The sequence below is a fragment of the Streptosporangium sp. NPDC002524 genome (assembly GCF_040295985.1).
Classification (GTDB): domain Bacteria; phylum Actinomycetota; class Actinomycetes; order Streptosporangiales; family Streptosporangiaceae; genus Streptosporangium.
This window is the reverse complement of the sequence record NZ_JBEOWK010000013.1, coordinates 200,190-211,707: the sequence shown is the minus strand read 5'-3', so window position 1 is coordinate 211,707 and position 11,518 is coordinate 200,190. Positions and strand designations below refer to the sequence as shown.

The 11,518-nt window shown below is 73.5% G+C and carries 9 protein-coding genes; 5 read left to right on the top strand and 4 right to left on the bottom strand.

Annotation, left to right across the window (positions count from 1 at the left end; all coding sequences use genetic code 11):
- Positions 1–94: 94 nt before the first annotated feature.
- Together ABT053_RS23505 and ABT053_RS23500 are read left to right on the top strand one after the other, a co-directional pair.
- Positions 95–1,144, top strand: a complete 1,050-nt coding sequence (locus ABT053_RS23505; RefSeq protein ID WP_350971308.1) for a permease — start codon at positions 95–97, stop codon at positions 1,142–1,144.
- A gap of 52 nt (positions 1,145–1,196) precedes the next feature.
- Positions 1,197–2,030 (top strand): TIGR03943 family putative permease subunit, encoded by an 834-nt coding sequence (locus tag ABT053_RS23500; protein ID WP_350971307.1) that lies wholly within the window; start codon positions 1,197–1,199, stop codon positions 2,028–2,030.
- A gap of 92 nt (positions 2,031–2,122) precedes the next feature.
- On the opposite strand, the gene ABT053_RS23495 is transcribed toward ABT053_RS23500, so the two are convergent.
- A complete protein-coding gene (locus ABT053_RS23495) occupies positions 2,123–2,959 on the bottom strand; it encodes an MBL fold metallo-hydrolase (RefSeq protein WP_350971306.1) in 837 nt (278 codons plus the stop codon).
- A gap of 710 nt (positions 2,960–3,669) precedes the next feature.
- Positions 3,670–4,836 carry a Gfo/Idh/MocA family protein gene (locus ABT053_RS23490; protein WP_350971304.1) on the bottom strand — a complete coding sequence of 389 codons (1,167 nt, stop codon included), beginning with the start codon at positions 4,834–4,836 and terminating at the stop codon, positions 3,670–3,672.
- 519 nt (positions 4,837–5,355) lie between these two features.
- Here ABT053_RS23490 and ABT053_RS23485 point away from each other — a divergent pair.
- Both ABT053_RS23485 and ABT053_RS23480 read left to right on the top strand, forming a co-directional pair.
- Complete coding sequence (locus tag ABT053_RS23485) at positions 5,356–6,327, top strand: LacI family DNA-binding transcriptional regulator (RefSeq protein WP_350971303.1); 972 nt, start codon at positions 5,356–5,358, stop codon at positions 6,325–6,327.
- Entirely contained in the window at positions 6,324–7,277 is a 954-nt protein-coding gene (locus ABT053_RS23480) for an aldose epimerase family protein (RefSeq protein ID WP_350971301.1), read from the top strand. Before ABT053_RS23485 ends, ABT053_RS23480 begins: the two co-directional genes overlap by 4 nt.
- Before the next feature lie 76 nt (positions 7,278–7,353).
- On the opposite strand, the gene ABT053_RS23475 is transcribed toward ABT053_RS23480, so the two are convergent.
- On the bottom strand, positions 7,354–8,451 hold the full coding sequence (locus ABT053_RS23475; protein ID WP_350971299.1) for a hypothetical protein: 1,098 nt from the start codon (positions 8,449–8,451) through the stop codon (positions 7,354–7,356).
- Between the two features lie 472 nt (positions 8,452–8,923).
- Here ABT053_RS23475 and ABT053_RS23470 point away from each other — a divergent pair, with 472 nt between their 5' ends.
- On the top strand, positions 8,924–10,183 hold the full coding sequence (locus ABT053_RS23470) for a flavin monoamine oxidase family protein (RefSeq protein WP_350971297.1): 1,260 nt from the start codon (positions 8,924–8,926) through the stop codon (positions 10,181–10,183).
- Here ABT053_RS23470 and ABT053_RS23465 read toward each other — a convergent pair.
- Positions 10,153–11,400: a cytochrome P450 gene (locus tag ABT053_RS23465; protein WP_350971296.1), complete on the bottom strand. Its 1,248-nt coding sequence runs from the start codon at positions 11,398–11,400 to the stop codon at positions 10,153–10,155. The two genes, ABT053_RS23470 and ABT053_RS23465, sit on opposite strands and share 31 nt — an antisense overlap.
- Positions 11,401–11,518 lie beyond the last annotated feature (118 nt).

Genomic DNA, 11,518 nt, shown 5'->3' with positions numbered 1-11,518 from the left:
GTTCTGTCCGATCTTGAGGTCGCCGTATGCCTTCACGATGTGGATTTCTGGAGGCCGTCCCGGCCCGCCGGAGCGGTCTGCCACGATAGGGCGCATGTCCGATCTTCGATCCGGCCCGCGCGACGTGGACGCGTGGGCCACCGACGAGAGCCCGTTCCCCCCTGACTCCTGGGGACGTACGGGCTCGGCGGGCGCGGGGGCCGCCGCCGCCCTGCCGTGGGGGTTCGCGCTCGTCGTCGTCCTGCTGGTGGTGGGCCGCCTCGCCCTCGCGCCGCACCTGACGGCGCCCGCGTTGCGGACGTGGGCCACGATCTTCGTGGCGATCTGCGTGCAGGCGTTGCCGTTCCTGGTCTTCGGGGTGGCGCTGTCGGCGGCGATCACGGCGTTCGTCCCGGCGTCGTTCTGGACCAGGGCGCTGCCGAGGCACCCGGCCGCCGCCGTACCGGTCGCCGGGGTGGCGGGGGCGGTGCTGCCGGGGTGCGAGTGCGCGTCCGTCCCGGTCGCCTCGGGCCTGATGGCCAGGGGGGTGGCCCCGGCCGCCGCGCTGGCGTTCCTGCTCGCCTCCCCCGCGATCAACCCGATCGTGCTGGTCGCGACCGCCGTCGCCTTCCCGGGGCAGCCGCTGATGGTGCTGGCCAGGTTCGGCGCGTCACTGACCGTGGCGGTGCTGGTCGGCTGGCTGTGGCTGAGGTTCGGCCGTACCGGCTGGCTGCGGATCCCCTCCCGGCCGCACGGCGACGGCCGTAAATGGGCGCGGTTCGGGGAGGCGATGCGGCACGACCTGCTGCACGCGGGCGGGTTCCTCATCGTCGGCGGGCTGGCCGCGGCCACGATGAACGTCACCGTCCCCCGCGAGTGGCTGACCGCGATCGCCGAGGTGCCCTGGCTCGCCGTCCTGGTCATGGCGCTGCTGGCGGTGCTGCTGTCGATCTGCTCGGAGGCCGACGCGTTCGTGGCCGCCTCGATGACCGCCTTCTCCCCCACCGCGAAGCTCGCCTTCCTGGTGGTCGGGCCGATGGTCGACCTCAAGCTGATCGCGCTGCAGACCGGCACGTTCGGCAAGGCCTTCGCCCTCAGGTTCGTCCCGGTCACCTTCGCCCTCGCCGTCCTGGTGAGCACCCTGTTCGGATGGCTGCTGCTGTGAAGCCCCTCTCCCTCTCGCGTCCCGTCACGGCGGAAGGAACCCGCGTCCCCCGATGAACCGTGTGACCCAGAACCTCGTCCTCACCCTGCTGGGCTGTGCCGTGCTGTGGATCTCGGCGTTCTCCACGACCTACCTCAACTACGTCAAACCCGGCTTCCGGCCGTTCCTGATCGGCGCCGGGGCGGTGCTGGTGGTCCTCGGGCTCATCGGCCTGTTCCAGGCGATCCGGGCCCAGGAGGACGTGACCGGGGAGGGCGTGCGCGAGCACCCGCACGACCACGACCGGCCCGGCGCGAGCGGGCACGGGCCCGCAAACGGCGGCGGCGACAGTGGCGATGACGGTGACAGTGACAGGGACGGTGACGGTGACGGGCACGACCACGCGCACGGCGGCCCCCGGGTCGCGTGGCTGCTGTGCCTGCCGGTGTTCGCGATCTTCCTGATCGCGCCGCCCGCACTGGGCTCGTTCGCCGCCTCCCGCGACGACACGCCGCCGCCCCGCGACCGGACCCCGGGCTCCTTCACCCCGCTCACCGGCACCGGCGCCGTGGAGATGACCGTCGGCGACTTCATCGGCCGCGCCTGGGACGACGACAAGAAATCCCTCACCGGCCGCGAGGTCAAGCTGACCGGCTTCGTCTCCCCCGCCAAGAGGAAGGGCCAGTGGTACGTCACCCGCATGCAGATCGCCTGCTGCGCCGCGGACGCCTTCCCCCTGAAGGTCGCGGTCAGGGGACTGCAGGCACCGCCCACCGACACCTGGGTCGAGGTCACCGGCACCTGGATCCCGCAGACCTTCGGCAAGATGACCACCGGCGTCATCTACCCCCAGCTCACCGGCAAGAGCCTCGTCAGGGTCGACGCCCCCGACGAGCAGTACGAGTAGCACCAGTAGCACCAGTAGTGCGTACGACCCCGGGTTCGCCTTCCACGTCGAGGGAGCCGGCGGGACGGATATGCGGCCGGGTGTCCCGTCCGCTAGCCGGTCATCCCGTCGCGCTCGCCTCTCCGGGCGAGGCGCCGGGCCTGCCCGTCGTGCACGTCGCTCACCCACTCCCAGCCTGGCTTGGCCGCCGGGCCGATCCGCGGGTCGTCGGGAACCCGGTCCTCACGCAGGGCGAGCACGTACGCCCGGTCCCGCTCGATCCGTGCGCGCACCTGATCGGCTCCACCGACCGACCCGTGTCCGGGGACGACGGCGCCGACGTCGTCCGCCACGGCCTCCAGCAGCCGTAGCGCCGCGAGGTAGTCCTCGATCGGGTCGGCGGTGCCGTCCAGGTCGAGCATCGGGACCAGGACGTCGGAGAGCATGTCTCCGGCGACGAGAACCCCGCGTTCCTCGATGAACAGCGCCGCGTGGCCCGGGGCGTGCGCCTGGTGCTCGATGATCCGGACGTGAGGGCCGTCCCACGGGATCCGCGCCGTGCCTGCGGGCAGGGCGGTGATGAGGCCGAGCAGGTCCAGCGGGACCTTCCCGCCGATCTCCGTCTCGAGCAGGTGGTCGGCGATCTCGGCCTTCGCCCCCGGGGCCGACAGCTGCTCCCGGATGGCGGCCGCGCAGCGGGCCGTGCCGTAGCGAGGGGCCGTGCCGAGCCGTTCGTGCCAGAGCAGGTGGTCCCAGTCCGGATGCGTCGAGAAGCCCGCCACGACGTCCTGCCCCGAATCGGACAGGTCGTCCGCGAGGCAGGCCATCTCGTGCTCCTGCACCCCGGGGTCGATGAGCAACACGCCGGCCCGGCCGTGCACGACGACGGCGTTGCTCTGGCAGAACTCGCTCTCGTGGACCAGTACACCCTCCGCTACCTGCCTCAGCACGGGTGACTCCTTCCGCTTGTGGTTTGCAACCGCTTTTCGGGACCGTAGTGCCAAGTGGTGGTAGTTTGCAAGCACTAAGGGCGAAACGCACGAGCCGCGGCCGGAGCGCCCGATCGACGCCGCCGGGATGTTCGGCGGAGGATCGCGCGGATGACGCCGCCGGGTTCCCCCATCGCCGGGCGGGCCGGTTACACGGTCATCCGGCGGCGTCGGCGTACGCGGTGCGTTTCCCGGGAAGCGGCGCGTTTCCCTGCAAGGTGGCCCGTTCACGGCGGGCGAGGAGAGGGAGGGGGAAAGGGGAGAATCCACTCCTTTCCACTCTCAACGTATAGCGGGCCGGGGGGCTTGCGGCAAGACCCGGGGCGTACCGCATAATCGTCCGCCGGGGCCGGAACCCGCGGAAACGGGGGACGACGAAGTGCGCGTGCCGTCGCCGACGCCACTCGACGCGACCAGCCGGGAAAGGCCGCTCGCGTCCGCGTGAACCCCACGCGATCGACGAGCCAGAACCCGGAACCCGCCAACACTCGACCACGAGACCCATCTGACAGGAGAATCCGCGGATTCTGGCGACCCGGACCGGTGACGGCCACGGGGGCCGTGCCGGGGGGGGGCCCCCCCCGCCCCGCTTTGACGGCCCAGCCGCCGTCGCGCCGCGCGTACGACGCCCGCGCTCCGGTCGGCTGGGCCGCGAACATGTCCGGCCGGGGTCATGGCCGGCCGGAGGGCCGCCGGCCCGTGGGACGCACCGCCCCGGGCAGGTCGCAGCCGGAGGGCGGCCGCTCCGTCCCGGGACGCCGCCCGCTCCAGGGCACCCGGAGCTCCGAGTAGAGCGCGAGCCGTTCCGCGCTCGTCGCCGTCACCTCGGCGATCCTGGGCAGCACCCGGCGCTCGTCGCCGACCTCCTGGAACACGTCCGGTATGGCGAGGGGCTCGGGCGCCAGCCGCACCGCGTCGAGGACGCGCATGAAACCGGCGGTCCTCTCCGGCGGCACGAGCAGGCCGGCGCCGTCGCGGATGTGCGCGACGAGGTTCTCCAGCAGGTCGGTCCTGGGGTGGACGACCGAGGTCCCGTCGAACTCGACCCGGTCCTCGGTGTAGGTCAGCCGGATCCGCCCGCTCTCGCCGTGCACGATCAGGTACGGCTCGTGCCGCCGGTCCGCGCACAGCGAGACCGCGACCGTCACCACCGTCCCGTCGTCCATCCGCGCCCGTACGCACGAGGTGTCGTCCGCCTCGATCGCGTTGGCCCGGTAGAGCTCGACCTCGACGTCCTCGACCCCCGCGCCGGAGACGGCCAGCGCGGTCGCGGTCGCGTGCGCGAGCGGGTTGGTGAGGACGCCGTCCATCACGGGAACGCCGCCGACCTCGCGCCTCCCGGCCCACGGCACCCGGTCGTAGTAGGAGTAGGGACGCTCCCAGGCGCCCGCCGCGCCGATCCCGGTGACCCGGCCGATCGCCCCTTCGGCGATCATCCGCCGGACGGCCGGGATCGCCTCCGAGCCCAGGCTCTGGAACCCCACCTGGCAGGCGAGCCCGGTCTCCTCCACCACCGCGACGATCCGCAGGTAGTCCGCGTACGTGGCGGCGGGCGGCTTCTCCAGCAGCACGTGCGAGCCGGCGCGCAGCGCCTTCTCCGCCAGCTCGGCGTGGGTGTGGATGGGCGTGCACAGGATCGTCACCTCGGCGCCGGTACGCCCGATCAGCCCGGCCAGGTCGCCGGAGAACTCCGCCCCCTCGGGCAGGTCGTCGACGGGCCGCACGTCGCACACCCCGGCCAGGTCCACCAGCCCGGCCTCGGACAGCCGCCGGACGTTCGACAGGTGCCACCAGCCGTGCCCGTGCGCCCCGGCGAGCACCACGCGAACCGGTTCCATCACGCCATCTCCCATCGCAGTCCCCGCTCCCCGGGCCGCGCCCGCCGCGCCGTCGCCGGCCGTCCGGCCCGGCCGGGACCGGGCCGGACCCGGCCGGTCCGGCGAGCCCTTCCACGTGTTCGTGTCATCGGCCGCTCACCGCTCCTCGCTCGTCAGGGAGCTCGTCGGAGAGCTCGTCAGGGAGACCGCCGCCACGCGCGTCACCGGTGCCGGGGGCCTCGCCGTCACGGGCGCCGGGGGATCCGCCGTGGTGATCGACATCGCCGTTGACTCCCTCCGAGTCGGCGTTACGAGCTGCAACCGGTTGCAAGAAACATTGAGGACATCTTCCGGCAACGTCAAGGGCCCAATTTGGTAAATCACCTGTCATCTGCGGATTTTTCGGTATTTCTGATAGCCAGGGGTGCACAACCGATCTCGTACCGCTTCGCAAAGCATCCGATTCCAGCGTTGACAGTCACGCAACCGCTTGCACTAATGTGCTTCAGGGCCCGATACGGGTCAGGGCGAAGGAGCATGGTGGCAGCGACGATCAGGGATGTGGCGCGGGCGTCGGGAGTGCACGTCTCGACGGTCTCCCGCACCTTCTCCGCGCCCCACCTGGTGAACACCGACACCCGCAACCGGGTGCTCGCCGTCGCCGAGGACCTCGGCTACCGCCCCAACCGCGCCGCGCGGGCCCTCACCACCGGCAGGACCCACAACATCGGCCTCATCGTCGCCGACATCTCCAACCCGTTCTTCCCGCCGCTGATCAAGGCCGCCCAGGCGCACGCCAGGGCCCGCGACTACCACGTGTTCGTGGCCGACACCGACGAGGACCCGCTGGTCGAGGAGGAGCTGATCCAGACCCTCGCCAAGCAGGTCGACGGGGTCCTGCTCTGCAGCCCCCGGCTCTCCAACCGGGCCATCGAGCGCCTGCACGCCGACGTGCCGTTCGTGGTGGTCAACCGGCGGATGAAGGGCCTGCCGACGATCCTGATGGACGTCGGCGAGGGCGCCCGCCTCGCGATCGAGCACCTCACCGGCCTCGGCCACCGCAGGATCGCCCTGCTCTCCGGGCCGAGCGGCTCGTGGACCAGCGGCGAGATGAGCGCCGCCGCCACCGCGATGGGCGGCGTCGAGCTGGTCATCCTCGGCCCGAACGCGCCCACCGAGCGGGGCGGCCTTGCCGTCGCGGCGGAGGTGATCGCCTCCGGGGTGACGGGCGTGCTCGCCTACAACGACCTGGTGGCCATCGGCCTCATCGAGGGCCTGTACGAGCGCGACGTGCGCGTCCCCGACGACGTCAGCGTGGTCGGCGTCGACGACATCGTGTCAGGGCGGCTGAACCGGCCCAAGCTGACCACCGTGGCCATGCCCACGGCCGCCGCCGGGCGGATGGCGGTGGACCTGCTGCTGCAGTCGTTCGGCGAGGGTGCCACCCCCACCCTCGCCACCCTGGACACCAGCCTGGTCGTCCGTGAATCCACCGGAGAGGTGCGCACATGAGCTTCGGAACCACCCCGTCGGGCGAGCGGGTCGAGCGGCACGTGCTGTCGAACGGGCGGATGCGCGCCGCGATCCTCAGCTACGGGGCGATCCTGCAGTCGCTGGAGGTCTCCGGCGTCGACGTGGTCCTCGGCTACGACAACCTCGGCGACTATCTGACGCGCAGCCGCTACTTCGGCGCCGTGGTCGGCCGGTACGGCAACCGCGTCGCGAACGGGCGGTTCACCCTCGACGGCCGCGACCACGAGCTGCCGGTCAACAACGGCCCCAACAGCCTGCACGGCGGGCCGCAAGGCTTCGACACCCGGGTCTGGCGGATCACCGACGCCTCCGGCACCGCCGTCACCCTGGAGTACGTGAGCCGGGACGGCGAGCAGGGCTACCCCGGCACGCTCACCGCCTCGGTCACCTACACGCTGACCGGCGACGCGATCAGGCTCGACTACGACGCGGTCACCGACGCGCCGACCGTGCTGAACCTCACCAACCACTCCTACTTCAACCTCGCCGGGGGCGGCGACGTCCTCAAGCACGTGGTCCGCATCGACGCCGACCACTACCTGCCGGTCGACGCCACGCAGATCCCGACCGGGGAGCTCGCCCCGGTCACCGGCACCCCGTTCGACTTCACCTCGCCGTACGAGATCGGCGAGCGGATCGCCGACCCCGGGCTGGGAGGCGGCTATGACCACTGCTACGTCCTGCGCGGCGGCATCGAGGTCCGCGAGCCGGCCGGGGGGCTCACCATGGAGGTCACCACCACCGAACCGGGCGTGCAGTTCTACACGGGCAACTTCCTGGACGGCGTCGCCACCGCGTACGGGAAGCACGCGGGCCTGTGCCTGGAGACCCAGCACTTCCCCGACTCGCCGAACCGGCCGCACTTCCCCTCGGTGGTCCTGCGCCCCGGCGAGCGGTTCGCCTCCACCACCACCTACCGCTTCACCTGACGGCCCCGGCTCCCCGGGGCTCCCCGGGGCTCCCCGGGGCTTCCCGGGTAGCCGTGGACGGCCATCGGAACGGCCGTCAGGTGGGCCAGAAGTAGAAGGTCAGCGAGGGGCGGCGCGCGTCGCCGCCCAGCGCGATCAGCCCCAGCCTCACCCCGGTCCCGTGGGCCGCCATCGCCTCCCGCAGGCGCAGCAGCGGGGTGAGGTCGTGCTCGTACGACCTCCGCAGGAACCCGAGCAGCTCCGCGAGCCCCGCCGGGTCGTCCCACCCCCACGCGGCGCAGAGGAAGAAGATCTTCTGCCGCGTGGTGGTCCCGTCGTGCGACAGCTGCAGGAAGAGTGATCGATCGGCGGGCCCCGGCCGCGCCGCGGTGACGAAGAGGTCGTGCAGCCGGGTGGCGGGGAGCAGGTCCGGGTGCGTCCCCGCACGCTTGGCGAGGGTACGGCCCCGACTCGCGGGCAGCCACTTGTAGGTCTTCCACGCCGTGAGCTCGCCCCCCGCCAGGTCGTACCCGATCACCTCGACGGCGCCGGGAAGCCCGCAGCCGTGCAGGCGCTCCGCCCGCCCGAGGGTCTCCGCCAGGGTGGGGAGCCTGGTGGCGAGCTCGTCCGGGCGCAGCCAGCCGGTCCTGAAGTAGACCGTTCCGCGCCCGCCGCCACCGGCTCCGTAGCCCAGGCCGAGCATCAGCGGCGCCGGGAGGTCGGCGGGGGCCCCGGCCAGGTGGGCCTCGAACAGCCCGGCCATCCGGGCGGCCTGCTCCCCGGTGGAGCACCCGGCGACGGACCGGGCACGCGTCAGGGAGTCCGCCCACTCGCCGGGCCGGTGCCCGACCAGGTCCACGACGCAGCGCAGGGACGGGACACCCCGCTCGTCGAGCTTCAGCGAGACCTCGACCGGCACGTCGGAGCCGGTGAGCAGGGAACGCCGCCGGGGCTCCCCGGTGACCCGCAGCAGCTCGTCCGCGACGGCGCCCGCGTCGTCGCGCACGCCGAGCCGCACGGCGAGATCCCCGAACGCGGTGGCCAGCCGGACCGTCGGCGTGCGGCCCGCCGGAGCGGAGGCCGCCGGAGCGCGGCCCGTCGCGGTCGAAGCGGAGACGGTCGAAGCGGAGGCGATCGAGGTGGAAGTGGTCGAGGTGGAGGTGGTTGGGGAGGAAGCCGTCGGAGTGCGGCCCATCGCGTCCGGTACGGGACTCGCCGGGCCCGGTACGGACCCCCTCGGGCCGGGCACGGAAACCACCGGATCCGGAGCGGAACCCGCCGGACCCGATGCGGAGGAACCCGCCGGACCCGGTGCGGAGGCGGGCGGGCCCGGCGGGGGGAGCGCCGGTTTCACCGGGCGGGACGACCGCCCCCCTGTTACGGTGCTGCTGTCCGGAACGGTCAGCGCCTGACCGTCGCCCGCCCCGGCCGGGCCAGGCGATGAGCTGCTCCCGTGGGGAAACGGGGGAGTGGAGACCACGGTTCTCTCCTCAGGACGGGCGGGCACGGTGACGACTCGCATCGGGGGAGCACGGTGAGGGCTCGGGTCGGGTGGAGCACGTGACAGCTCGGGTCGGGCGGGGCATGGTGAAGGCCCGCATCGGACGGGGCACGGTGAAGGCCCGCATCGGACGGGGCACGGTGACGACTCCGACCGGGTGGGTCACATGACGGACGAGACGGACGACACGGCCGACGTGGTGGTCATCGGTGCCGGTGTCGCCGGGCTCGCCTGCGCGCGAGAGCTGACCGCGCGCGGATTCCGCGTCGTGGTGGCCGAGGCCAGGCCCGCGATCGGCGGCAGGGTCCGCACCCTCAGGACGGGACTGGCCGGACCGGTCGAGCTGGGCGCCCAGGTCGTCCACCCGGCCCGCTGCGACGCCTTCGACGACCTGCTCCGCGAGGAGCGGATCACCACCGCGCCCATGGAGCCCGCCGCCGGGTTCGTGGTCGTCTCCGAGGGCGCGCACCACGACGCCGCCGCCCTCGCCGCGCGGGTGCGCCCCCTGCCCTGGGTCGCCGAGGACGGGCTGTACGCGTCGCACCCGCTGTCCGGCACGGTCGGCCGCGCCCTCTCCGGCCTCGCCCCGCCCGCCCGCGCGCTGGCGCGCTCCTGGATGGAACAGGTGGTGGGACAGGACCCGGCGCTGCTCGACCTGGCGGAGACCGCCGCGTCGTACCACGGCCGGGGGCGGGGCGGGGAGCGCGTGGTCGTGGACGGGTTCGACCGGGTGGTCCACGCGCTCGCCGGGGGGCTGGACATCCGTACGGGCTCCCCGGCCGAGAGGTTGCGCTGGGGGACCGGCGGTGTGGAGGTCGCGACCGCCTCGGCGGTGATCCGCGCGCGTGCGGCCGTGGTCACCCCGCCCCCGCCGGTGGTCGCGGGGGGCCTCGTCCTCGACCCGCCGCTGCCCCGGAGCAGGATCGGCGCGGCCGAGGTCCTCGCCTCGTGCGACGCCGTCGTGGTCGTGCTGGTCAGCGCGGCACCCGCCGCCCGCTCCCGCTCGTTCCTGCTGACCGGCCCTCCCGGCGGCCTCTGGACCCGCCGGGCCGGTTCGCGCCTCACGACCGGCCACGTCAAGGGCCCCTCCGCGCGGCTGGCGCGACGGCCCGGATGGGAGAACGACCTGATCAGGTCGCTCGGCCCCGGCCTGGGGGGCGTGGACGACGTGCTCGTCATGGACTGGGGACGCGACCCGTGGTCGCGCGGCGCCTACAGCGTCCCGGTGGCCGGTGCCGGGGCCGCCTCCGCCGCGTGGGCCGAGCCGCTGGGCGACACCGTCTTCTTCGCCGGGGAGGCGTCGGCGGCACCGGAGCTGCGCGGTCTCGTCCAGGGGGCGCTGGCCAGCGGCCTGAGAGCCGCCGCCGAGGTGGCGCTCAGCCTGTCCGGCGGCCCTCACGACCAGCGCACCGGAAGGGACGCGTAACCGCGGGGAACGGTGCCCGGCCGGCGGATGGCGGGCGCGCCCGGCCGGGGCTCGGCCCCGCAGCCCCGGACCGCCGAGACCAGCAGCCGCGCGAGCAGCCTGACCAGGGGCGCGCCGAGGCAGGCGTGCGGCCCCGCCCCGAAGGACAGGTGCGGGTTGACGCGACGGCCCAGATCGAGCCGGTCGGGGTCGGCGAACCTCGCGCCGTCACGGTTGGCCGCCCCGAGCAGCGGCACGACGCCGTCACCCCGGCGGATGACCCGGTCGCCGACGACGAGATCCTCCCTGGCGGTGCGCGCGGTGAACTGGATGGGCGGGTCGATCCTCAGCAACTCCTCCACGGCCCGCCGCTCCGGCGACCGGGTCTCCGATGAGCGGGTCCTCCCCCGTGACAGGCTCTCCGATGACAGGCTCTCCGGCGACCGGCCGGGGCTCGTGAGGTCGTGCCAGCGGCCCGGTTCGGCGAGCAGGGCGGCGACGGCGTTGGTGATCATGTCGGCCAGGGGCTCGACGCCGCCGACGACGAGGAGACCCGCCGTGGCCATCGCCTCCGCCGGGGCGATCAGCCCTTCGGCGTGCCCCCGCGCCAAGACGGTGAACGCGTCCTGGCGCGGGTCGGCGATCCTGGCGAACAGGTGGTCGGCGAACCGGTCGCACATCGCCGCCATCGCCGACATCGCCTCCTCCCCGCGTCCCGCCCGATCGGCGAACGGGTCGAGGTTGCCCGCCACGGCGTCGGCCCAGCCGCCGAAGTCGGGCAGGTCGTCGTCCGGCAGCCCGAGGAAACCGGCGATCACCCGGACGGCCAGCGGGCGGGCGAACCCGGCGGCGAGGTCGATCTCCCGGCCCGAGCCGGCCGCCTCGCGGACCCGCGACACCCACGCGGTGACCAGAGGGGCGAGCCCGCGCTCGTACTCGCGAAGCGCCCGAGGCCGGAACGCGGGCGTCGCGGCCCGCCGGAGCCTCGTGTGGTCGGGCGGGTCGGTGTTCAGCATGGACACCGGCAGCGCCGCGTGCCCCTGCCGCAACCGCTGCCCCTGCCGCGCGGAGAAGCGGGCGTCGCCGAGCACGGCCAGGCAGTCGCGGTGCCGGGTGAGGAACCACAGGCGGGCCCCCGGCACGAGACGCATCGGATCGTGCTCGCGCAGGGCGCGGTAGGCGGGATAGGGATCGGCGTGGATCTCCGGGGCACGGGGGTCGTACGCGGGCTCTGTCATCGGCGTCAATCAGCGTCAATCAGCGTCGCTCGGTGTCGTCGGGGGCCGTCTTCGCCGGGCACTCGCCCCATCCGGTTTCGAGGCACGGAGATTCGAGGCACGGAGATCAGTGCATGGA

What these genes read in the sequence shown, in the direction of transcription:
- ABT053_RS23505 (WP_350971308.1), top strand. Translation starts at nt 95, where the DNA reads ATGTCCGATCTTCGATCCGGCCCGCGCGACGTGGACGCGTGGGCCACC.
- ABT053_RS23490 (WP_350971304.1), bottom strand. Translation starts at nt 4,836, where the DNA reads ATGGAACCGGTTCGCGTGGTGCTCGCCGGGGCGCACGGGCACGGCTGG.
- ABT053_RS23500 (WP_350971307.1), top strand. Translation starts at nt 1,197, where the DNA reads ATGAACCGTGTGACCCAGAACCTCGTCCTCACCCTGCTGGGCTGTGCC.
- ABT053_RS23470 (WP_350971297.1), top strand. Translation starts at nt 8,924, where the DNA reads ATGACGGACGAGACGGACGACACGGCCGACGTGGTGGTCATCGGTGCC.
- ABT053_RS23480 (WP_350971301.1), top strand. Translation starts at nt 6,324, where the DNA reads ATGAGCTTCGGAACCACCCCGTCGGGCGAGCGGGTCGAGCGGCACGTG.
- ABT053_RS23465 (WP_350971296.1), bottom strand. Translation starts at nt 11,400, where the DNA reads ATGACAGAGCCCGCGTACGACCCCCGTGCCCCGGAGATCCACGCCGAT.
- ABT053_RS23475 (WP_350971299.1), bottom strand. Translation starts at nt 8,451, where the DNA reads ATGGGCCGCACTCCGACGGCTTCCTCCCCAACCACCTCCACCTCGACC.